The organism is Wenyingzhuangia fucanilytica, assembly GCF_001697185.1.
Lineage (GTDB): Bacteria > Bacteroidota > Bacteroidia > Flavobacteriales > Flavobacteriaceae > Wenyingzhuangia > Wenyingzhuangia fucanilytica.
The window spans coordinates 2,285,775-2,309,475 of sequence record NZ_CP014224.1 but is presented as its reverse complement, the minus strand read 5'-3'; the positions used below and the strand labels follow the sequence as shown (position 1 = coordinate 2,309,475).

General features: G+C 31.7%; 21 protein-coding genes. 12 read left to right on the top strand and 9 right to left on the bottom strand.

Going from position 1 to position 23,701, the window contains the following annotated elements; genetic code table 11:
* Nucleotides 1-29 precede the first annotated feature (29 nt).
* Together AXE80_RS09340 and AXE80_RS09335 are read left to right on the top strand one after the other, a co-directional pair.
* The gene (locus AXE80_RS09340) at nt 30-578 is read left to right on the top strand and encodes a YeeE/YedE family protein (protein ID WP_068828819.1); all 549 of its coding nucleotides are present in this window, start codon (nt 30-32) and stop codon (nt 576-578) included.
* A 12-nt stretch (nt 579-590) separates the two neighbouring features.
* Entirely contained in the window at nt 591-1,004 is a 414-nt protein-coding gene (locus AXE80_RS09335; protein ID WP_068826617.1) for a DUF6691 family protein, read from the top strand.
* Nucleotides 1,005-1,042: 38 nt separating this feature from the next.
* On the opposite strand, the gene AXE80_RS09330 is transcribed toward AXE80_RS09335, so the two are convergent.
* A complete protein-coding gene (locus AXE80_RS09330; protein WP_237340603.1) occupies nt 1,043-1,873 on the bottom strand; it encodes an alpha/beta hydrolase in 831 nt (276 codons plus the stop codon).
* Between the two features lie 58 nt (nt 1,874-1,931).
* A complete protein-coding gene (locus AXE80_RS09325) occupies nt 1,932-2,597 on the bottom strand; it encodes an NUDIX hydrolase (RefSeq protein WP_068826612.1) in 666 nt (221 codons plus the stop codon).
* A gap of 170 nt (nt 2,598-2,767) precedes the next feature.
* Here AXE80_RS09325 and AXE80_RS09320 point away from each other — a divergent pair, with 170 nt between their 5' ends.
* The 8 genes from AXE80_RS09320 to AXE80_RS09285 all read left to right on the top strand — a co-directional run bounded on the left by AXE80_RS09320 (nt 2,768) and on the right by AXE80_RS09285 (nt 12,859).
* Entirely contained in the window at nt 2,768-4,252 is a 1,485-nt protein-coding gene (locus AXE80_RS09320) for a xylulokinase (protein WP_068826610.1), read from the top strand.
* A 6-nt stretch (nt 4,253-4,258) separates the two neighbouring features.
* A complete protein-coding gene (gene xylA / locus AXE80_RS09315; RefSeq protein WP_068826608.1) occupies nt 4,259-5,590 on the top strand; it encodes a xylose isomerase in 1,332 nt (443 codons plus the stop codon).
* A 65-nt stretch (nt 5,591-5,655) separates the two neighbouring features.
* The gene (locus AXE80_RS09310; RefSeq protein ID WP_068826606.1) at nt 5,656-7,230 is read left to right on the top strand and encodes a solute:sodium symporter family transporter; all 1,575 of its coding nucleotides are present in this window, start codon (nt 5,656-5,658) and stop codon (nt 7,228-7,230) included.
* A gap of 68 nt (nt 7,231-7,298) precedes the next feature.
* Nucleotides 7,299-7,949: a fructose-6-phosphate aldolase gene (fsa, locus tag AXE80_RS09305; protein WP_068826604.1), complete on the top strand. Its 651-nt coding sequence runs from the start codon at nt 7,299-7,301 to the stop codon at nt 7,947-7,949.
* Between the two features lie 137 nt (nt 7,950-8,086).
* The gene (locus tag AXE80_RS09300; protein ID WP_068826603.1) at nt 8,087-8,662 is read left to right on the top strand and encodes a Crp/Fnr family transcriptional regulator; all 576 of its coding nucleotides are present in this window, start codon (nt 8,087-8,089) and stop codon (nt 8,660-8,662) included.
* A gap of 77 nt (nt 8,663-8,739) precedes the next feature.
* On the top strand, nt 8,740-9,231 hold the full coding sequence (locus tag AXE80_RS09295; protein WP_068826600.1) for a GlcG/HbpS family heme-binding protein: 492 nt from the start codon (nt 8,740-8,742) through the stop codon (nt 9,229-9,231).
* A 6-nt stretch (nt 9,232-9,237) separates the two neighbouring features.
* Entirely contained in the window at nt 9,238-10,773 is a 1,536-nt protein-coding gene (locus AXE80_RS09290; protein WP_068826598.1) for a Dabb family protein, read from the top strand.
* 124 nt (nt 10,774-10,897) lie between these two features.
* Nucleotides 10,898-12,859: a T9SS type A sorting domain-containing protein gene (locus AXE80_RS09285; protein ID WP_068826596.1), complete on the top strand. Its 1,962-nt coding sequence runs from the start codon at nt 10,898-10,900 to the stop codon at nt 12,857-12,859.
* A 106-nt stretch (nt 12,860-12,965) separates the two neighbouring features.
* Here AXE80_RS09285 and AXE80_RS09280 read toward each other — a convergent pair whose 3' ends face one another.
* From AXE80_RS09280 to AXE80_RS09270, 3 genes are all read right to left on the bottom strand, one after another.
* On the bottom strand, nt 12,966-14,513 hold the full coding sequence (locus AXE80_RS09280; protein ID WP_068826594.1) for a T9SS type A sorting domain-containing protein: 1,548 nt from the start codon (nt 14,511-14,513) through the stop codon (nt 12,966-12,968).
* A 119-nt stretch (nt 14,514-14,632) separates the two neighbouring features.
* The gene (gene rlmF, locus AXE80_RS09275; RefSeq protein ID WP_068826592.1) at nt 14,633-15,475 is read right to left on the bottom strand and encodes a 23S rRNA (adenine(1618)-N(6))-methyltransferase RlmF; all 843 of its coding nucleotides are present in this window, start codon (nt 15,473-15,475) and stop codon (nt 14,633-14,635) included.
* 71 nt (nt 15,476-15,546) lie between these two features.
* Nucleotides 15,547-16,362: a DUF1853 family protein gene (locus tag AXE80_RS09270; RefSeq protein ID WP_068826590.1), complete on the bottom strand. Its 816-nt coding sequence runs from the start codon at nt 16,360-16,362 to the stop codon at nt 15,547-15,549.
* 195 nt (nt 16,363-16,557) lie between these two features.
* On the opposite strand from AXE80_RS09270, the gene AXE80_RS09265 reads away from it, so the two are divergent.
* A complete protein-coding gene (locus AXE80_RS09265) occupies nt 16,558-18,774 on the top strand; it encodes a nitric-oxide reductase large subunit (RefSeq protein WP_068826588.1) in 2,217 nt (738 codons plus the stop codon).
* Between the two features lie 53 nt (nt 18,775-18,827).
* Here AXE80_RS09265 and AXE80_RS09260 read toward each other — a convergent pair whose 3' ends face one another.
* Nucleotides 18,828-19,520 carry a Sir2 family NAD-dependent protein deacetylase gene (locus AXE80_RS09260; protein ID WP_068826586.1) on the bottom strand — a complete coding sequence of 231 codons (693 nt, stop codon included), beginning with the start codon at nt 19,518-19,520 and terminating at the stop codon, nt 18,828-18,830.
* Nucleotides 19,521-19,527: 7 nt separating this feature from the next.
* The gene (locus tag AXE80_RS09255) at nt 19,528-20,703 is read right to left on the bottom strand and encodes a cation:proton antiporter (protein WP_068826584.1); all 1,176 of its coding nucleotides are present in this window, start codon (nt 20,701-20,703) and stop codon (nt 19,528-19,530) included.
* Nucleotides 20,704-20,924: 221 nt separating this feature from the next.
* Here AXE80_RS09255 and AXE80_RS09250 point away from each other — a divergent pair, with 221 nt between their 5' ends.
* Nucleotides 20,925-21,488, top strand: coding sequence for a hypothetical protein (locus AXE80_RS09250; RefSeq protein WP_068826582.1), 564 nt, complete (start codon nt 20,925-20,927; stop codon nt 21,486-21,488).
* Nucleotides 21,489-21,567: 79 nt separating this feature from the next.
* On the opposite strand, the gene rlmD is transcribed toward AXE80_RS09250, so the two are convergent.
* Together rlmD and AXE80_RS09240 are read right to left on the bottom strand one after the other, a co-directional pair.
* A complete protein-coding gene (rlmD, locus tag AXE80_RS09245; RefSeq protein ID WP_068826581.1) occupies nt 21,568-23,019 on the bottom strand; it encodes a 23S rRNA (uracil(1939)-C(5))-methyltransferase RlmD in 1,452 nt (483 codons plus the stop codon).
* Nucleotides 23,020-23,110: 91 nt separating this feature from the next.
* Nucleotides 23,111-23,683: a YdeI/OmpD-associated family protein gene (locus tag AXE80_RS09240; protein ID WP_068826579.1), complete on the bottom strand. Its 573-nt coding sequence runs from the start codon at nt 23,681-23,683 to the stop codon at nt 23,111-23,113.
* Between the last annotated feature and the right edge of the window lie 18 nt (nt 23,684-23,701).

The following is a 23,701-nucleotide window of genomic DNA, read 5'->3' as shown; positions in this document are numbered from 1 at the left end:
AATATAAGTAATAAATAAGATTAATGATGATAGAATTTATTTTAGAGCCATGGCCATGGTATGTTTCGGGTTTTTTAATAGCCTTAGTAATGTTTTTGTTATTAATGATGGGAGATAGGTTCGGAATGTCCTCAAATTTAAGAACGTTATGTACTATTTGTGGAGCTGGTAAAAAGACTAGTTTTTTTGATTTTGATTGGAAGTCACAAAAATGGAATTTATTGGTAATGATTGGAGCCATTATAGGTGGTTTTATTGCGGCTCATTTTTTATCGAATTCGAGTGGGGTTGATATTAGTTTAGAAACTATTAAAGATTTACAGCAATACGGAATTAATAGTTCAGAAAATTCTTATTTGCCAACAGAAATTTTTGGTTTATACAGTATAAAAAATATTGTTCTGTTATCAATTGGTGGTTTTTTAGTTGGTTTTGGTGCTCGCTATGCAGGTGGATGTACTTCTGGACATGCCATTTCTGGGTTGAGTAATTTACAGCTTCCTTCTTTAATTGCTGTAATTGGTTTTTTTATGGGTGGACTATTTATGATTCACGTATTGTTCCCTTTTATTTTTTAATTTGATATAGATATGAAGAATTTAGCTTATATAAGTATTGGTGTTTTGTTTGGAATAACCATGTATAAATCCGAAGCAGCCTCTTGGTTTAGAATTTATGAAATGTTTAATTTTCAAGCTTTTCATATGTATGGAATTATTGGTGTAGCTGTAGTTTTAGGACTAATTATAATGCAGTTATTAAAAAAGTATCAAGTAAAAACTTTTTTTGGAGTGCCGATTATTATTGATGATAAGGAGAAAAGTTTTAAAAGATATTTTTATGGAGGTATTATTTTTGGATTAGGTTGGGCTTTAGCTGGTGCTTGTCCTGGACCTATGTTTACTTTAGTTGGAGCAGGTTTTTACAGTTTACTAATTGTAATAGCTTTTGCAGTTTTTGGAACCTATATATATGGTGTTATCAAAGATAAACTTCCTCATTAAAATAAAAAAGCGACAGAATAGTCGCTTTTTTTATTGGATTATATTTTGGGTGTAATTAAATTTTCACTCACTCCCCATTCATAAAATCTTTTAATCCAAGTGTCTTTAGGAAGTCCGTGTTTTTTCATACCAAAACCATGTCCTCCTTTTGAATACATGTGTAGTTCAGCACTTAGGTTTAATTCCCTCCAAGATTTATATAAATTGATACTTCCAGTGGCTAAATCTAATGGGTCATCCGAAGCACAAACTACAAATAAAGGTGGTTCGTTATCTTTAGGTTTTTGAACTGGGTATTGGGTTGTCCATGGATAAATAGGGACAATAAAGTCTGGGCGGTTTTCAGCAGTATAGTTGTAGGCTACTCCCATAGTGACTGCACCACCAGCAGAAAAGCCCATCATTCCAATTTTGTTAGGTTTTATATTTAACTCTTTAGCATTTTCTCTAACATATTTAATGGCATTTAAAGCATCCTCAATAGCGTAGGGTAGTACAAGTTGAACTTTTCTTCCTAATTCTTGAATGTTGTTTTTGGTTGTTGCTTGGTATTCAGCTACAGCATCATGTTCTGTAGGAACCAATCGGTATTTTAAAATAATAGCAGTAATTCCTTTGGAAGCCAACCAGTGAGCAACCATCTTTCCTTCACTCTTAATACTTAATGCGTATAATCCGCCACCAGGAGCAATAACCACAGCACTACCGGTGTTGATGTTTTCTTCAGGCTTGTGTATTTCTATCGTAGGAACAGAAACATTACTAATAATAGGAGTGTTCCAAATATCAGAAAATTGGTGTTTTTCAGGACCTTTCCAAGTAACATCATTAACAACTTTTGTAGGTAATTTAATAACTTTTTGAGCCATCAGAGAAAATGATGAAATAATAAAAACTATATATAAATTTCGTAGTATCATTTTTTTATCACAAGTTAAAGTAAAATCCGTCTTCTTTTAAATTTTCGTATATATTTTCGTCAAAACGATACAACTTTGCAGGTTTGTGAGCCACGTTTTCTTGTTTTTTACCAGTGTCAATCAACAATTTCATTTGATTGATTTTGGTTCTAAAATTACGTTTGTTTAGTTCTGTTTGCAAAATAGCTTCGTAAAGTTGTTGTAAATTGGTTAAGCTAAACTCTTCTGGCAATAAATTAAATCCAATAGGTTCATTTCTTACTCTTCTTTTAAGTCTTTTATGGGCAATATTTATGATGTCTTTATGGTCAAAAGCCAGTTCTGGTAAAGCATCAATGTCACACCATTCTAATTTTTCGGCAGTATAACCAGCTTGTGGCGTATAGTGTTCTATATTAATTAAAGCATAATAACTAATAGTAATAACTCTTTTGTCTGGATACCTATCAATTTCTCCAAAGGCTCTAATTTGTTCTAAATAAATATCTTCAAGACTGGTGATTTTCTTTAAGGTGTTTTCGGCACTGTTATAAATACTTACATCAGCATCTAAAAAATCTCCCGGCAAAGCCATCAATCCTTTTTGCGGATCGTTTTTACGTTTGATTAATAGAACTTTTAATTTTTCATCTATAAAACCAAAGATGACACAGTCTACTGAGTTATAAATCATATTCTGATTGTTGAAATTTATACAAAAGTACAATAGTAAAAATAAATATATAGACTTAGTTTTAAAAATAAACTAAGTATTTGTTTGTTATTTGGTTTTTCCTGTATATATTTGCTTAGTTTGAAAATGAAACTAAGTGTTGTTTTCTTAATTATAAAAGAATATAAAATATGTTGTTAATAGGTTATGATTTAGGAAGTTCATCCGTTAAGGCTTCTTTGGTTAATGGTAAAACAAAAAAAGTTTTGGCTACAGCTCAATATCCAGAGAGAGAAATGCCTATTGATGCCCCGCAAGAAAATTGGGCAGAGCAACACCCAAATGACTGGTGGAAGAATATTAAAAAGGTTACAGAGATACTTTTTGATAAAACTCCAGCCAATAGAAATGAGGTTGTGGCTATTGGAGTAGCTTATCAAATGCACGGTTTGGTAACTTTAACTGCAGCAAATGAACCAGCAAGACCTGCTATTATTTGGTGTGATAGTAGAGCTGTTGCTATTGGAGATAAAGCTTTTAAAGAAATAGGTCAAGAAAAATGTTTAGAGAGTTTGTTAAATTCTCCAGGGAATTTCACAGCTTCTAAGCTAAAATGGATTCAAGAAAACGAACCAGAGGTTTATAAAACCATTAAAAAAATAATGTTACCAGGTGATTTTGTTGCATACAAATTTACTGGAAAGCATACTACTACTAACACAGGATTGTCCGAAGGAATTTTTTGGGATTTTAAGAAAGAGCAATTAAGCGAAACCATTATGAATCACTATGGTTTTGAAGGAGATTTAATTCCTGAAATTGTTCCTGTTTTTGCCAATCAAGGACAGATTACCAAAGAAATGGCAGAGGAATTTGGATTCAATGCTAATGCTGTAGTTTCTTATAGAGCAGGAGATCAACCTAATAATGCTTTTTCTTTAAATGTTTTAAAACCCGGCGAAATTGCTGCTACAGGAGGAACATCAGGAGTGGTTTATGGAGTAGTAGATCAACTAAAATACGATCCTAATAATAGAGTAAATACTTTTGCTCACATTAATCATACAGAAGAAGCACGTAGGCTAGGGGTTCTTTTGTGTATTAATGGAACGGGTAGTGCATATGCTTGGTTAAGAAATAATTTAGCAGCAGATAAAGATTATTTTGAGTTAGAAACCTTGGCATCTTCTGTTGAGGTTGGGGCAAACGGTTTGTCTTTTTTACCTTTTGGAAATGGGGCAGAACGTATGTTGCAAAATAAAATTATTGGTGCTCAGTTTGATGGTTTGCAATTTACTAAGCACAAACTAGCGCACATGGTAAGAGCATGTTTAGAAGGAATTGCTTTTTCTTTTGTGTATGGAATAAAATGCATGAAAGATTTAGGATTGTCTCCAAGTGTGATAAAAGTAGGGAGTGATAATATGTTTCAATCTGAAATTTTTGCCACTACTATCGCTACTTTAACCAATGCCGAAATTCAAGTAAAAGAAACCAATGGGGCTGTAGGAGCTGCTATTGGGGCAGGATTTGGAGCAGGAGAAATAGAAAGTTTAGAAGATGCTTTTGTAGAGGAAAACATCATTAAAAAATATCAAGCAGATTTATCAAAATTAGAAGCTTATCAAAAAGCATATGATAAGTGGCTTAACTCATTAGAAATAAAATTAAAATAATATATCATGTCAAAATTAACCATAGGAAACAAAGAATATTTCCCAGGAATTGGAGAAATTAAGTTTGAAGGTAAGGATTCAAAAAATCCTTTAGCGTATAAATATTACAATCCAGACCAAGTAGTGGCAGGAAAAACAATGAGAGAGCACTTTAAGTTTTCTATTGCTTACTGGCATACTTTCTGTGGACAAGGTTCTGATCCTTTTGGACCAGGAACTCAAAATTTTGAATGGGATCAAAACCCAGATCCAGTTCAAGCGGCAAAAGACAAAGCAGATGCAGCTTTTGAATTTATTACCAAAATGGGATTTGACTACTACTGTTTCCACGATTTTGATTTGATTCAAGAAGGAGCAACTTTTGAGGAGTCTGAGGCTCGTTTAAAAGAAATTGTAGCTTACTTAAAAGAAAAGCAAGCAGCTAGTGGGGTTAAATTATTATGGGGAACAGCCAATTGTTTTTCTAACCCACGTTACATGAATGGTGCTTCTACCAACCCAAATTTTGATGTAGTTGCAAGAGCTGGAGCACAAATTAAATTGGCTTTAGATGCTACTATGGAATTAGGTGGAGAAAACTACGTGTTCTGGGGAGGACGTGAAGGTTACATGTCTTTATTAAATACAGATATGGGACGTGAATTAAACCACATGGGACAATTTTTAGGTTTGGCTAAAGATTACGCTCGTGGAAAAGGATTTAAAGGAAACTTCTTTATTGAACCTAAGCCAATGGAACCAACCAAACATCAGTACGATTTTGATGCAGCTACCGTAATTGGTTTCTTAAACAAGCACGGTTTACAAGATGATTTTAAAATCAACTTAGAAGTAAATCACGCAACTTTGGCTAGTCACACTATGCAGCACGAAATGGATGTAGCTGCACAAGCAGGAATGTTAGGAAGTATTGATGCTAACCGTGGAGATTACCAAAACGGATGGGATACAGATCAATTCCCAAACAATATTCAAGAAACTGCAGAAGCAATGTTGGTTTTCTTAAAAGCTGGTGGTTTACAAGGAGGTGGAGTAAACTTTGATGCAAAAATCAGAAGAAACTCTACAGATTTAGAAGATGCTTTCTTAGCTCACATTGGTGGAGCAGATACTTTTGCAAGAGGTTTATTGGTGGCTGATAAAATTATTAGAGAATCTCAATACGATGCTTTAAGAGAAAAACGTTATGCTTCTTTTGACTCTGGAAACGGAAAAGCTTTTGAAGAAGGTAAATTAACTTTTGAAGATTTATACACTATTGCAAAAGAAAATGGTGAATTGCCAAGTATTAGTGGTAAACAAGAATTATTTGAGAATATTATTAATGATAATATTTAAAAATATATTTTAGTATTCTATTTTAATATTTTTTTAACTAACGATATATAACATCATAAATTATCATGGGGATTATTTCATTTATAGGATTTACATTGTTGGTGGCCATTATTGCCTATTTAGCTACAAGAAACACTAACGAGAATACCTCAGAGGGGTATTTTTTAGGAGGTAGAAGTCTTACCGCTACGGTAATTGCTGGGTCATTATTATTAACAAACCTTTCTACAGAACAAATAGTTGGGTTAAATGGAGATGCCTATACTGATGGGATATTGGTAATGGCATGGGAAACTTTGGCAGCCATTGCCATGGTAATTACTGCGGTGTTTTTATTACCTCGTTATTTAAAAGGAGGAATATCAACAATTCCTACGTTTTTAGAAAGACGATTTGATAGTACAACAAAAGCATTAACCTCTGGATTATTTCTTACAGGTTATGCTGTTGTATTGTTACCAATGGTTTTGTTTACTGGTTCTAAAGCAATTAGTGGAATGTTTAACGTACCACAAATGTTAGGAGTAGGTGAGTGGGGAGCTGTTTGGATTTGTGTTTGGGGAATTGGAATAATAGGTTCTATTTATGCCATTTTTGGAGGATTAAAAGCCGTTGCAGTATCAGATACAATTAATGCTGTAGGATTATTAATAGGTGGACTTTTAATTCCAATTTTTGGGTTAATAGCTATTAGTGATGATGGTAGTATTTTTAATGGATTGTCTAAGTTAACTTCGGAGCATCCAGAAAAATTTAATGCCATTGGTGGACCAGATTCTTCTATACCTTTTGCTACTATTTTTACAGGAATGATGTTGGTTCAGTTGTTTTACTGGGGAAGTAATCAACAAATTATTCAACGTGCTCTTGGAGCTAAAAGTTTAGCCGAAGGTCAAAAAGGATTAACCATTGCTGCATTTATTAAAATATTAGGACCTATTATTGTGGTTTTACCAGGTATTATTGCTTTTCACAAGTATGGAGCTGGTTTAAGTACAAGTGATGTTTATCCAAAGTTAGTAGCAGATGTTTTACCTGATGTATGGGTCGGATTCTTTGCAGCAGTATTATTTGGAGCCATCCTAAGTTCTTTTAACTCAGCATTAAACAGTTGTGTAACTTTATATGGTGTAGATATTTATAAACAGTTTATCAATGAAAAGGCAAGTGATGAGGTAATTGTAAAGAAAGGAAAACAATTTGGAGTTATTCTAGCTTTTTTCTCTATGATTATTGCACCTTTCTTGGTTTATGCAGATAGTATTTTTGGATATTTACAAACAGTAAACGGTGCTTATAGTGTGCCTATTTTAACCGTAGTTGTTATTGGTTTTGTTACTAAAAAGGTTCCAGCAATAGCAGCAAAAGTAGGTGTTATATTTGCCTTTACTATATATGTAGCTTACATTGTTTTATCAAATGGTTTTGGTTTAATAGACTTACATATGTTACACATGCAAGCAATTACCTGTGTATTAACTATTGTGATTATGTTAGTAATAGGAAAGTTAAAACCTAGAGAAAAAGACTATGTTTTAGACTATACTGAGCAAGTAGATGTTACACCGTGGAAGTATGTTAAAGTTGTAGGTTTCTTTATTTGCTTAATTGTTGTATCAACCTACTTTATTTTCAGATAAATTTAAAAAACGATTAAGCTTAGTATAATAGCTTAATTCAAATAAAAACAAAATTAAAATTAATCAATATGAAATTTTTTATAGACACTGCAAATCTTGATCAAATTAAAGAAGCGCAAGATTTAGGAGTATTAGATGGTGTAACAACCAACCCATCATTAATGGCAAAAGAAGGAATTTCTGGAACCGAAAATATTTTACAACACTATCGTGATATTTGCGATGCAGTTGATGGAGATGTAAGTGCTGAGGTACTTTCTGTAGACTTTGATGGAATGGTGAAAGAAGGAGAAGCTTTGGCTGCTTTAAATCCTCAAATCGTGGTAAAATTACCAATGATTAAAGATGGAATTAAGGCTTGTAAGTATTTTTCTAGTAAAGGGATTAAAACAAATGTAACATTAGTGTTTTCTGTTGGTCAAGCTTTATTAGCTGCTAAAGCAGGAGCAACGTATGTATCTCCATTTATTGGTCGTTTAGATGATATTTCTACTGATGGTTTACATTTAGTTCAAGAAATTAGAGAAGTATATGACAATTACGGTTTTGAAACTGAAATTTTAGCAGCATCAGTAAGACACACTATGCATATTGTTGATTGTGCTAAAATAGGTGCTGATGTAATGACAGGACCATTGTCTGCTATAGAAGGATTGATGAGACATCCATTAACTGATAGTGGTTTAGCTACTTTTTTAGAAGCGGCAAAAAGCATGTAATTCAGACTTTAATATTTTATATAAAAAACTCCCTTTGTTTAAAGGGAGTTTTTTTGTGCAATTGGGTTTCTTAAAATGTTATTTAAAAATAAATATATTTGTTAGAAGAGCATCATTCATCGTTAACATTATTTGAAATGAACAAGAATTTACTGAAAGAAAATATTTTAAAAAATGTAGAAATTTCTAATGCTGACATGAATAAAATATGTGATCACTTTGAGCCTTATACAGTTCAAAAAGGAGAATTTTTATTAACACAAGGGAGTATTTGTAAGTTTGAAGGTTTTGTGTTAGAAGGGTGTTTTAGAGTTTTTACGCTTGATAAAAAAGGAAATGAAAACACCTTATATTTTGCTGCTAAAGATTGGTGGTTAATGGATTTAGATAGTTTTATGAATCAAACACCTTCTGATTTAAATATGCAAGCATTAGAAAATAGTAAGGTTTTGATGATAGATAAATCAAACAAACAATTTTTATATGAGCAATTGCCAGTTGTAGAAAAACTCTTTCGTATTATGTCTCAAAAATCTATAGCGGCTTGGCAAAGGAGGGTGGTTAGAAATCATAGTTTAACAGCAAAAGAACGATATCAATATTTTATAGATACCTATTCAGAAATAGCATCAAAACTAACAGATAGACAAATTTCAAGTTACCTAGGAATTACGCACGAATTTTTAAGTAAAATTAAAAAAAAGAAAGAGTAAAAATTAGCATGTTGAACTTGTTCAACTCTTTTATGGTTTGTATTTGTGATGTTTGCTTTTTTAATATAAAACTTACAATGAGAAAAAAGCAAACCACAATCAAAAGATTTTTATTAGTTCTAATAATAACTAGTTTTAATTTCTATTCAGGACAGGCTCAAACAAATGATATTACAGATAATGAGGCTTTAAAGGCAGTTTTAGCAGCCAAAGAAGCAGCAGAAAAAACAGGAGTTTTGGTAAATATTGCGGTAGTAGATGCTGGAGCCAATTTAAAATCCTTTATCCGTATGGATGATTCATTTTTGGGAAGTATTGATGTTTCTATTAAAAAAGCTAAAACAGCTAGGTATTTTAACATTGCTACAGGAGAGTTAGGGAAATTAACTCAGCCAGGAGGTATTATTTATAATATAGAATTATCTAATGGTGGTTTGGTTACTTTTCCTGGAGGAATCCCAATTAAAAATAAACAAGGAAAAATTATAGGTGCTATTGGAGTGAGTGGGGGTACTATAGAGCAAGATCATGCTATTGCTACAGTAGGTGCTAAATCAATTTTAAATTAAATTATAATGAAACAAATTATTGTATTCGTATTTTTTTTAACATCGTGTATTGGGTTTTCTCAAATAAAAGAAAACAGTCAAGCATCTTTAGTAGAAATAAATTCGCAAAAAACTAAGAACAATACGGTAACAGCTGTTACCTATCAAATAGATGAAAAATATTATGTGTTTTCAGGTGGTGATGGCGCTTTTATAGATGCTTTTAGTATGAACTCTAAGGGAGTGTTAGGCTCTTTGGATACTTATGAATTATCTGATAAAAAAGGACCAGTAAGAGGTTTGGTGGCAGATCGTATTCAGGGATCGGATTATTTATTTGTAGGAGATAAAGGAGGTAATGCTGTAGAGGTTTTTAAAATTGAAAAAGATGGAAGTTTGCAAAGTGTTTTTGTGGTAAATGATACTGATGAAATACATTTGGGAGTAGTAATAACTTTAAAAGTAATTCACATCAAAAAGAACTCATACCTTTTTGTAGGTGGTTTAGAACGAGAAACACCAGGATTGAGTTGTTTTAAAATTCATGCAGATGGAAAATTAACACATGTACAATCTATGAAAGATTCTGATGAAATACATACCGATGGTATTATTGGAATGTATGCTCATCAAATAAAAGGAAAAACATTTTTGTTTACAGGTGGTTTTCAAGATAATGGAATAAGTAGTTTTAGAGTATATGCTAATGGTCATTTTAAAGCCATCAATAGCATTTCTGACAACACTGTAGATAGGTATTTAACGGGAACTTATCCTGTAGATGGCGTTACACTAGGCAATCAACATTATGTAATTGTAGGACATAGACATCATAAATATTACAAAAGAGCGGCAGGATGGATAAAAAACACAAATTTTGTTTACCATGGTGATGGTGTAAGTGTTTTTAAAGTTACGAACAAAGGAGAATTGGTTCCACATTCCGTACTGGTTAATAATGAGCAAACAAAATTAGCGGGACAAACTCGAATTGAAATTTTAAAGGTGAATGATAAAGAAGCCATAGTTGCCATTGCCACTAGAGATGATGAAAGTATCCAGTTATGCAAGTTAAATAAAGAAGGAATGTTAACGCCTGTTGGAATTTTAGATACAGGTTACCCTATTTATTATGGAATGGCTTCACAAAAAATAGGAGAAGACTTTTTCTTTTTAGCAGGTTCTGTGGATAATAGTGTAAAAAAACTTTTTTCGTACAAAGTAAATTTAAACGAGAAAGAAACTAAAGTTTTAAGACATGTAGTAAATCTTAAATATATAGAAACCGCAACTAAGGAAGAAATTGAAAATGCTGTAGAAGGTTTTAAAGCGTTAAAAAATAAAATCCCCGAAATATTAGATTTTGAATGGGGAGTAAATATTAGTAAAGAAGGACATAGCAAAGGATTTACACATTGCTTTTTTGTAACTTTTAAAGATGAAGCATCAAGAGATATTTATTTAAATCATAAAGATCATTTAGCATTGGTAGCTAAAGTAGGGCCTTTATTAGCAGATGTATTGGTGATGGATTATTGGACTAAAATTACTTTGGAAGAATAAAAATACAATTCACAAAAAACTCCCTTTATCTAAAGGGAGTTTTTTTGTGTTTTAATCAGAAACTTCTCTGTTTTATAGATATGTTTTTAGTAATTTTATTTTTCATTTATATAAAATAGGTAAAATGAAACAGACCCCAATTTCAATTATTTTAATTTTTATTTGCCAAGCCCTTTTTGCACAGACAACTTATTATGTGAGTAAAGAAATAGGTTCAGATTCTAATGATGGACTTACAACAACAACTCCTTTTAAAACTGTAGAACACGCTGTTAAGGCTAACAATGATATTGTACATCCGGGAGATACTGTACTTATTATGGGAGAGTATACTAATGATAGCTATGATCCCAATTTTACTTTTGATTTTACCGAAGCCAATTCTAGCGATGATACAGATGAAAGATTAAATGGTATTATAAATTCACATCTTTGGCATGGTGAGAATACCATAAGAATAAATGGAGTACACGGTACTCCTAACAATTACATCACCTTTAAACCTTATGATGCTAATACTGTATTAAAAGGAGATGGGGCAAATATTTTTAGAGTACAAAATTGTTCTTATTTAAAAATTGAAGGATTTGATATAGAAGGAGAGGTAGAAAGAATTTCATTAGCTACTGCTTTTGCACTTCAGTTTGTTTATATAGATAGTAGTGCGGATGTTTCAAATTTAACTTTGGCTCCTAATTCACTAGTTGTAGAACAAGATCAACCTACAGGAAATTCGGTGTATTATAGAGTTCCTCCACATTGGAGTCTTACTCAGATAGAAGAAAATAATGTAGATGAAGGAGGGCCAGGTTGGCCTTTATTACCGAATATAAGCAGACCTAGTTATACAAGTACACGTGGTTTATATGTGAGTAATGCACATCATATAGATGTTATAAACAATACTGTTCATCATATGCCTGGAGGAGGTATTAGGTTTTCAGAAATTGCATATTCTAGTATCATAGGAAATAGTATTCACAATTGTTCTCGTAGATCTTATGGGGGAACACATGCTTTAGTGGTAACAAAAGCTACGAGTCTAGCTACTGATGTTAATATTTCAGGAGGAGGGGATGATAGTAGTAGCAATCCAAATGATGATACTACACACAGGATAAAAATCAATAAAAATAGGATCTATTTTAATTACAACGAGGTGTACTCTTGGGCTCCTACCAAAACTGAAATAACACCTCATTTAGATGAAGGAAAAGGAATTTCACTTCAAAGAAATAGAACTACAGATGCCCCTTGGGAAGCTGGTCGTATTTTGGTGTCAAATAATATATGTTATTGGAATGGGTTTAGTGGAGTGCATTCTAATGATGGAGATAGAATAGATTTTATTAATAATACTTGCTATTTAAACTCTTATACCAACACTGTAACTTTGGCTCCCAATGGAACTGGAGGTAATATTGGTATTAGTGTAAGTGATGGTGAAGATTTAACCATAGAGAATAATATTTCGGTAATAGATGGTGGATTGGAGAAATATGCAATAGCCTCTAATAAGAGCGATAATATTACTACAGTTGCAAATAATGTAATTTGGGCTACAGAAGGTAGTTTGGTTGAAGATTCTGAAATAACAGGAATTCAAGTAAATACAGTTAATGCAGATCCGGTTTTTGTATCTGTTCCATCAATATCAGATGTTAAGTCTAGTGCAAATCCACATTTGTTAACCTTTGATTTTCATCTTCAAGCCTCTTCATCTGCAATAGATCATGCAGACTCTAATGTTGCTCCTAGTGATGATTATGATGGAGTTACAAGAAGTGCTACACCAGAAGCTGGTGCTTATGAGTTTAATGTTTTGCATTCTGATAATATCGAATCAATTAAGATTCGTGTTTATCCAAATCCTTTTTTTGATGAAATAAGAATTAACACTGTTGATGTTAAAAAGGAAGAGATTGTGTTGTTTGATTATTTAGGTAAAAGAATAAACAATCCTTTTATAGTTGTTTATCATCAAAATTATATAGAGTTAAATACCTCTAATTTACCTAAAGGAATGTACTTGTTAAAAATTAAAAATGTAGTTAAAAAGGTGTTTAAAAATAGAGAGCGTAATTAGGTTAAAAACGATTAATTAATATCATAAATCTGAGAAAGATTTAAATATCATAAAAAAGGGTTGAAATTAATTTCAACCCTTTTTCATTATGCTTCGGTTATGTTAGTTAATTTTTAATAACCTTAATTGTTTTGTTTTTACTACCATTTAGAGATAAAATATAAACACCATTTGTAAGATTACTCACATCAATAGTGAAATGATTAGTGTTGTTGTCTACTTTACCAGTTTTGACAATTTTATGATCTATGCTATATAGTGTGTATTGGTGATAAGTTGAATATGGAACAGTTATATTTAGTATATCAGATACTGGATTTGGAGAGATAGCTGTTGAATTGTTAGTCTTTATTTCAATATTTGTTTTACTTGTTTTTAAAGAACTATTTGAGCTTGCATCAAACCTCCAATGCATGTTTTGACTGCTAGCATTTGCATAAATGTTTACATTGTTTCCATCAGCTCCACCAGATCCGCCATTTATTGAGAAACCAGGAGCACTACGTTTTTCTAAACGATAGAAGCCATTACCAACATCTACTTTTTTCCATTGTTGATTATAGTCCATTTCATCATTTTCTCTTAAATCAACATTCTGGTTATTAGTTCCACCATCTCCACCATCTATACAATAATTGGTGTTTAATTTTTGAAAACTGTAATACCCATTACCTCTGTTTATTTCTGTCCATGTAAGATTGGTGTGTGTAATACTACTGTGTAAGCTAATGTTTTGTCCATCGGAAGCTCCACTCCCTCCGTTTAAACCATAACTAGTAGCGTTTCTTTTAATGATATGGAAATTATCATTTGGAGCAGAGCTTCCTTGTGGGTGAACAATACTATATCCATTACTACCGTCCCATAAAGAAACTTTGTCGTAAGTAACCGTTCTAGTTTCTCCATCCTCATACCCATCAAAATAATGATTATCTTCATCATAAGTATCTGCATATGCAGGATCTGGTGTTATGTTGTATTGACCATAGGAAATAGAAGAATACGTCTGATTATACATACCATTAGCGTTCATATCACCCCATCCTATTGTTTGGTCATACAGGCTTAATCTTAATTCATCATCTATCCATATTTGAACGATACCACTACCTAAGGCACCAAGTTTTACTCTAATAACTACTTTTACAAATGTATCTTTAGGAAAGTTTGGATATACTAAAGCTTGTTTGGTAGTAGCAACACTATTATATCTATGTTGCCAAGTTAGTGCACCTCCATTTCTACCATCAAATTTTAACATAGCATACCAATTGGCAGAGCTAGTAGCATCATTATGTCCCCAAATTTGCATAAGACATGCCTGTGTATTGGTATTAGTAGCCATATAATCGTTATGGATTTTTAACCAATATCCTGTCCAAAATTCTTGAGTAAAATGATAGGCATTATTGTCTGGTCTAATTTGAGCTTTTCTACCAGAGTTGGTGTTGTTGTACAAATCTTCTTGCCAATGAGTTTCTACACGTTTATTAACAATTTTTACTCTAGACTCTTGATCCACTTTGGGAATTTCAAATCCACCAAAATCTCCATCATTAAAATGATGAGTTAACAAGGTTTGTGAAGATAAAGACTGAGACACTACAATAAAGAAGAGTGAAACAAGAAAGACTATAGTTTTTTTTGGAATCATAATTTTTTGAGTTTATTAATAATAGTTCGCTCAAATATATGATTAATTATCAAATATACAATCGATTGTTGTTTTTGTTGAATTATGTTTAGTTTATAGGTGTTTTTGGTGTGTTTTTGTTAAAATCTCCAGGCGATAAATCTACTTTTTTTGCTCCCTTGTTCCATGTCTACAATTTTTACTTCTGTAGGATTTGTTTTATTAATGGCTCTTTTGATGTTTTTTAAGTTTTCTTTTTGAGATACCAAAGAAGTAAACCAAGCAACTTGATTTTTAAAAAATACACTTTCTGTAGCCATTTTTTTTATAAAAGCTTCTTCGCCTCCTTTATACCAAAGCTCGTTAGAAACCCCTCCAAAATTTAGTTTGGAATCTTCTTTAAGCCGTAAGTTTTTTAATTTGCGTTCATTCTTTTTTGCTGCATCACAAGCATTTTTAAAAAAAGGAGGATTACAAACCACTACATCAAAATAGTCGTTGGGTTGAATAATATTTTCTAATATGGAGTTTTTAAATTGTTGATGTCTTAATTCAAGATTCCTCAATTTATTTTCATCAATAATTTTTTGAGCATTTTTTAGTGAGATTTTATCTACCTCGCTAGCAGTACATTTCCAGTTAAAATGACAATTACCTAAAATAGGATAAATTAAATTGGCTCCCGTTCCTATGTCTAATATATGGACGTCTTCTTTATTGTTTAGTAGATCATTTACATGTAATAAATAATCTAATCTACCTGGAATTGGAGGACAAAGATTGTTCTCTGGAATGTCCCAATACTTTAATTGGTAGTGTTGCTTTAGCAAAGCCTTGTTTAGTTCCTTAACTGCTTTTTTATTGCCAAATTTAATGGTTTGAGTTTCGTATTCATTAATGAATACATGTGGTTTTAAATCTGGGTGAATATTGATTAATTCGTTAAAATGATAAGCTCTTTGAAAAGGGTTTTTTGGATGCATAATGATTTTTAATCTATACCAAAGATAGGCATAAAACAGGTCAGTTTTCGCTGTGTTATAAATCTATTCGTTTACCAAAAAGTAATAAAAAAACGTTCGTAAATTTCTCCTCGTTTCATCCAAACCAACGGACTGTGTTGTACAGCAATTTGTTCTAAAATAATGGGTTTTAGCTCTGTAAAAGACTGCCAATTATTATTGTGTTTAGGGGCTATTAACCAATCTTGTTTAATAGGAACATGATACAAAGCCATTGGAAACAAAAAATCTATTTCTTTGTAACTGATGTAATATCCTTTAATACAATCATTATTAATGTGTGGAAAAGTATGGTTCATCAAACTTAAAGGGATGTACAATTGCGCTTTAAAATGTACAGATTGTTTTATTTTATCCACCTCCAAACCTTTGTTTTTAAACAGTTCTTTAGCAATAGGATGATGGAGCATAGGAAACTGTTTCTCCTTTAATTTTTGTAGTTTTTTAACCAAAGAATCTTTTAAATTTGGGCCAACCCATCTCTCAATTTCATAAGGAATGTCTGTTTTGTACAAGTAAAATTTATAGGTTAATTCAATGTGATGAATCCCGTTTGGTGTATTACAAACAAAATCTAATTCTCCTAATGTTTGGTGCTTGTCTATTTGAATCTGGATGTTATTTTCTATCGATTGATAATCCTTAAGAATTTCTAAATTCTTTTGATAAAAAACTTCTACTAGTTTTCCTAATCGTTGATGTTTACTGGTGTCAATAGTAGAAAAGTCTATATTTTCTAGAAAAGGAACTTCAATTTGTGGATAATAAAAAAAAGTATCGCTTATCCATAAATTGGGCTGTAGTCTTAAACCTTCGTATCGATGTTTTAATTTTTCTAGTGTTACCATGTAAACAAAGTTACTAATAAGGTTCTAGGTTTTATACTTGATTTTTATTCATTTTTAGATCAAAAAATATAGCGCTAAAATTAATCGGATAATTTTATCCGTTTTAAAAATCTTTCTATACCTTAGCAAAAGTTTTTACGTAAAAAACATCTATAAAAAATTTTAAAGATTATAACTAAATAAGTATTAAAAGAAATGAAAAAAGTATGGATTGCATTTAGTAGCGTAGTAATACTCTCGTTTGTTGCATTAATTTGGGTGGGTACAGAAGTGTACCAAAAACAACCTCCTATACCAAATACAGTAGTGGTTAAGGAAACAGGGCAAGTTGTTTTTAGTAAAGAAGATATACAAACTGGTCAAAATGTTTGGGAGTCTATTGGTGGAATGGAAGTAGGATCTATTTGGGGGCATGGTAGTTATGTAGCTCCAGATTGGTCTGCAGATTGGATTCATAAAGAAGCCGTTTTTATGCTAAATTATTGGGCTCAAAAGGACTTTAATCTTAAGTATGATGCTTTGAATGTTGAACAACAAGCTGCCATAAAAGCAAGATTGATTAAAGATGTTAAAACAAATACTTTTGATGAAAATAACAAGAGTATTCAAATTTCAGAGGTTCGTTATTTAGCCATTCAAAACAATTCTAAACACTATGCTGATGTATTTTCTAATGGATTTGAAAAATATGCTATTCCCAAAGGAGTATTAAAAGATGAGGTAAAATTAGCTCAACTAAATTCTTTTTTGTTTTGGACATCCTGGGCAGCAAGTACCAATAGACCCGATAAAGATTACACCTATACTTCTAACTGGCCACACGAACCATTGATTGATAATACGATTACTGTAGATTCTCAAGTTTGGTCAGGTTTTTCAATTATATTATTGTTGCTGTTTATTGGAATTTTAACTTATTACTACTTATCTAATCACGAAAAAGGAGAAGCTGTAGAGAATCAAAATTTAGATCCCCTGGTTAAATTATCTTTTACCAGATCGCAAAAAGCAGTATTAAAATACTTTTTAATTGTATCGTTATTAATAGCTCTGCAAGTAGTTTTAGGAGCTGTTACAGTGCATTATACAGTAGAAGGACAGTCTTTTTTTGGATTTGATTTGTCTAGTTTTTTACCCTATTCAATTACAAGAACATGGCATACTCAATTGGCTGTTTTTTGGATTGCTGCAACATGGTTAGCCACAGGATTGTTTTTGGCTCCTATGATTAGTGGAAAGGAAATGAAGTATCAGGTTTTTGGAATTAACTTTTTGTTTGTTGCTTTATTGATTATTGTATTAGGTTCTATGCTAGGGGAGTGGCTAGGTGTACATCAATTTTTAGATTTAACCACAAATTTCTTTTTTGGTCACCAAGGATATGAATACATGGATTTGGGTAGATTTTGGCAAATATTCTTAGGAATAGGATTGATTCTTTGGGTAGTAATGGTAGGAAGACATATTGTTTATGCTATTAAGAGAAATGATGATTCTAAGCATTTATTAATCATCTTATTGATTTCTGTAATGGCTATTGGAATGTTCTTTTTCTCTGGATTGGTTTATGGAGAAAATAGTAGTTTACCTGTAATTAATTATTGGAGATGGTGGTTGGTTCACCTATGGGTAGAAGGATTCTTTGAAGTTTTTGCAACAGTAGTAATTGCATTTATTTTTTCTAGAATGAAAATAATTTCTGTTAAAACAGCCGGAAAAGCTTCTATAGCATCAGCAACCATATTTTTGGCTGGAGGAATTGTAGGAACTTTACATCATTTATATTTTTCTGGAACTCCTGTACAGGCAATTGCATTGGGAGCTACTTTTAGTGCTTTAGAAGTAGTACCATTAACTTTAATGGGATTTGAGATTAGAGAAAATTGGAACCTATTAAAAATCAATCCTTGGATTCAAAAATATAAATGGCCAATATTCTTCTTTATGGGAGTTTCGTTTTGGAACTTGGTAGGAGCAGGAGTATTTGGTTTCTTAATTAACCCTCCAATTGCTTTGTATTATATTCAAGGATTAAATACCACAGCTGTTCATGCTCATACAGCATTGTTTGGTGTGTATGGCTTGTTGGGTATGGGATTCATTATTATTTGTTTACGTTTTTATTCTGATAGAGCATGGAATCATAGCTATCTAAAAAAATCATTTTGGTATTTAAATATTGGTTTGGTAGCCATGGTGGTTTTAAGCTTGTTGCCAATAGGAATAATTCAGGCATATACCTCAATTACCAAAGGGTATAGTTTTGCTAGAGATGCAGAATTATTATATTCTCCAACATTGCAAGTATTAAAATGGATGAGAATAGTAGGAGATGTTATTTTCTCTATAGGAATTTACTATTTCTGTTTGTTTACAGTTAAAGAAACTTTGTATTGCTTTAAGAAAAAGTAATGTTTGTTTATAGTGTTGATAAGAGCGAATCCTAAATTTAGGATTCGCTTTTTTTATGAGTGATTGTTTTGTAAAAACATTTTTAATTTTTGAACTCCTTCTACAGCTGTAGCTTTTATACAAGTAAAATGATTTGGCACATTAATTTCATCAACTTTAGGATCAATAATATATACAGGGCAATGGTTTGGAACACTGTGAATTAATCCTGCGGCAGGATATACTTGTAAACTGGTTCCGATAATGATAAATATATCGGCTGTCTCACATATTTTAGCGGCCTTATCAAGCATAGGAACTTCTTCGCCAAACCAAACTATATTGGGTCTTAGCTGATGTCCTTTTGGGCAAACATCTCCTAATTTGATTTCTTTTCTAGTAATATCAATAATATAGTTAGGATCGATTTCACTTTTGGCTTCTGATAATTTTCCATGCAAATGTGTTACTTGTTTGCTGCCAGCACGTTCGTGTAAATCATCTACATTTTGAGTGATAATTTCAACGTTATATTTGTTTTGTAAACTGGCTAAGTATGAATGAGCATGATTAGGAAATACGGTTTCTGCCTGTGCTCTTCGTTGATTGTAAAAATTTAAAACCAATTCAGGATTTTGATACCAACCATGAATTGAGGCAACTTCCATAACATCGTGGTTTTCCCATAAGCCATTGCTATCTCTAAAAGTTTTTATACCACTTTCGGCACTAATTCCAGCTCCTGTAAGAATAACTAAGTTTTTCATGAATTTGTTATTTTAACTTTAATACTTTTTTAGTGAGAACAATCCAAAATGGACTCATTAATAGGGTTAGCGCAGTTATAATAATGGTTAATTGATAGGTGAACTCTGTAATTACATTGGCAAAATATGCTGTTGAAATGAGTACAAAACTAAGTTCTCCTATTTGTGCTAACATTGCGCCTCCATAAATACTTCTCTTCCAATTTTTTTCAAAATATTGTAAAATAAAAGCGTTGATAAAAGTATTAGATAAGTAGATGGTAAAGATTAATATGCAGATAATTTTCCAGTGGATTAAAAAAAATTTGGCATCAATTAGCATTCCAATAGAAACAAAGAATAAGGCAACAAATATAATTCTAAAAGAGTTTAAACTGTCGTGAAACCATTGGGTGGATTTGGCAGAATTAACAACCATACCCGCAACAAAAGCTCCTAAGGCAGCAGATAGTCCAAAAAGGGAAGTCATTACTGCACACCCAAAGCAAAGGCTAAAAGCAAAAAATACTTGTAATTCATGATCTTTTTCAAAGGACTTGCTAAAAGGAATAGTGATTTCTTGTTCTTTTAAAATCCATACAATTCCAATAATTAATAAAATTCCACCAACAGCTTGTAATATAATTTCAGAAGTTTCGGGTTTACTACCTCCTAAGTAGTTCGTAGCAATTAGCATAGGAACAATTAAAATATCTTGCATTAATAAAATACTAATAATATTTTCTCCCAATTCGGAGCTACTCTCGTTATTATCTTGTAATAATTTAATAATAACTGCCGAGCTACTTAGACTAATTACAAAACCTAAAATTATAATTCGGTTAAATTGCCAATTAAAAAAATATCCGATTAACGTAACTATTAAAATACTTGCTAGTATTTGTAGTATGGTTCCAAAAACAGCAACTTTCCACTTTTTTATAAAGTTTGGCAGGTTAATTTCCATTCCAATAAAAAATAGAATTAAGATCAATCCAAACTCTCCTAAACCATCTATCAGTTCAGTATTGGTAATAATTTTAAAACCATGTTTTCCAAGTAGTACTCCAGCTAGTATATAAGCTACTACATAAGGTTGTTTATAATGTCTTAGCAATGCACCAAGAAAAATTACTACTAAACCAATTAGTACAAAAAGTAATATGTTTGGGTTAAAGGCAGAAAGCAAAATCATAGTCATCATATTTTTAACTAAGATAGTTGATGTAGTTTAATCTTTTGATGAAATTTTAAGGGGTAAATTATTTTTTAATTACAACAAAAGATGAAATAAATAGTAGAAAATAAAACAATTAAAAATGAGTAGTTTATAAGGTTTTATTTTGATTACAGATAGCAAATAGTTTTATTCAATCTTTATTAGCGTGATAATATAAATTAAATATATTTGCCCTAAAACTACTGATGAAAAAACATTTAGCATTTCTACTTTTTTTAATAACTCCATTTTCTTTTGCCCAGGAGAGATTTTCTATAGCATTACTTACAGATGCAGGTTTAGCACTAAGAGGTGATCATCATGGGCACCCTGCAGGAACTTTTGATTTGTTAGGAGAGTTTACATATCATCATACACAGCAAAAATACGGGAGATGGATATATTATGTAGAATTTGAACATGCACCATTAAAAGGAGGTTTTAAAAGATATTCTGGAAACATAGGATATTCTTTTAATAAAATTGTAATTCCTTCATTTTGGTTTGTTCCTCGTATGGATTTAAAAAACTTATCTTTTACTACCTCATTAGGTTACGGAGCTATTAGTAGATATGATTTTGTAGTAGGTAGTTTTGGATATGATGCTGAGTTTTCGTACAGAATTAACAAAACATTTAAGTTGAATTTATTAGCACAAGCTTCTGAAAGAAGTGATATGATAAAACTTTATGGTAAATCAGATTCTATACTAGGGCCTTTTAATACTAGAGAAAGTCTGTTTATTGGAGTAGAGGTTAGTTTTTACTAATATTTAATTTTTTGAGTATAAAAAAAGCCCCTTTACAAAGTAAAGAGGCTCAAGAACTGGGAGGTTCTTAATCATACTTTTATTTTTCAAAAAGTATAATGCTTTCTATATGTGCAGTATGTGGAAACTGATCTACCAAACTCATTTTTGATATTTTGTAACCAACTTGTCTTAAAATTTCGGTATCTCTTGCTTGGGTAGCTGGGTTACAAGAAACGTAAACCATTCTGCTAGCTCCAATTTTTATTACTTTGTCTAATGTTTTAGGAGCAATTCCTGCACGTGGAGGGTCTAAAACAATAGTTTCTATTTTTCCTTTGTATTGTGGATATTCAACTAAAAATTTACCAACATCGGCAGCGTAAAAATCTACACCTTTAATTCCGTTACGTTCTGCATTCTTTTTAGCATCTTTAATGGCATCGGCAACAATATCTACTCCAATAATTTTAGTATCGGTAGTTTTAGAAGCTAATATTTGACCAATGGTTCCTGTTCCACAGAACAAGTCCATTACTATTTTTCCGTTGACTGTTTCTGCTTTTTCTAAAGCATAATCAATGACTTTGCTATAAAGTTTTTCGGCAGATTTAGGGTTGGTTTGAAAGAAACTCTTCATAGAAATTTCAAAATTTAACCCAAGTAAATTTTCTACAATTCTATCTTCACCAAACACCAAACGTTCGTTACCAGTAACAGCTAAAGTTCTATCTCCAATTTCGTCGTTGGTAGTGTGGATTAATCCGGCTAATCTTTCTCCAAATAATTCTTTTAATAAAGCAACAAACCCATCCATATCAAAATGAGATACTTGAGGAGAAGTTGTTACCAAATTACATAGAATTTGATTGGTTTTATAACTTTTACGAATCACAAAATAACGGAAGAACCCCTTTTTTTGTGGTGCATGCCAAGGCTCTAAACCAGATTCTATACAAAATTGTCTGATGTTTTTTAGATTGTTTTCTACTTGCTCATCAAACAAACCAGAATCTTTATCAAGATTTTCTGCACACCACCAAGTACCACGTTTTTTAAATCCTAAAGCAAAATCATCTACATCAGTTTTTTGCTCAAAATCATAACGAATGGCAGAGAAACCATATTCCATTTTGTTACGATAATGAAATACTTCTGGAGAGCTAATAAATTCATCAAATAAATCTTCTATATTTTCAACTTTACCAATACGTTTAAACAATTCTAATGTGCTTGTTTTTTTGTACTCGTGTTGAATATCAATAGGTAGTTTGATGTATGGAGCTCCAGGAATGGCTTGAAAAGGAACGTCTACTTCTTGGTCTGATGATGATAAAACTTCAAACAATTTTGCTTCTGCATAACGTTTGCTTGTTTTTTTTATCTGACATCTAACTGTTTGACCAGGTAAAGTGTTGGGTACAAAAACCACAAACTCACCTTCTTCGTTTCTTATTCTACCTATTCCTTTTCCTCCAAAGGCATAGCCTTCTATTGTAATAGAAATGATTTCACCTCTTTTTACAAATTTATTTCGTTCTCTTTTTGGCATTCGGCAAATTTACTTTTTTATTGGCATAAAAAAACTAGAGTTTTCTAATTTTTAATGATTGGTAATAAAAGTCTTTTTAGCGTGATAAATTTTAAGATGGCTTTTGATGATTTTTCATTTGAATAGCAATATCATCTATGCGTTTTTGTCTTGTTTCCGCCCTTTTAGCAGATACAATTTTGTACAAAAGTAATTTTCGATGAGATTTACTTAAGCTTAAAAAGAAATCTTTAGCTTTTTGATGTTGTTGAAAAGCTAGTTCTAAATCTTTAGGGATAATAAGTGCTTCTACATCGTCTAAAATAGTCCACGAACCATTTTGTTTTGCCGTTTTAACACTTTCTATCCCGGCGGGTTTCATCAATCCTTGTTTGGTTAAGAATTCAATTTTATCCTTGTTAACTTTAGACCAATTACTTTTTGGTTTTCTTTTGCAAAAGTACTGTTGGTATTTTTCTGAATCTATCGTTTTCTTGGTGCTATCAATCCAACCAAAACAAAGTGCTTCGTCAACAGCTTCACTCCACGTAACAGAAGGAGTGTTAGTGTTTTTTTTATACATCACAAGCCAAATGGCATCCTCTGTTTTATGATTTTTTTCTAACCATAATCTCCATTCTTGTTTGCTTGATGGACAAATATTTTTAATTTCTTTTTTATCCATTAAAAATGGTTGTTAACG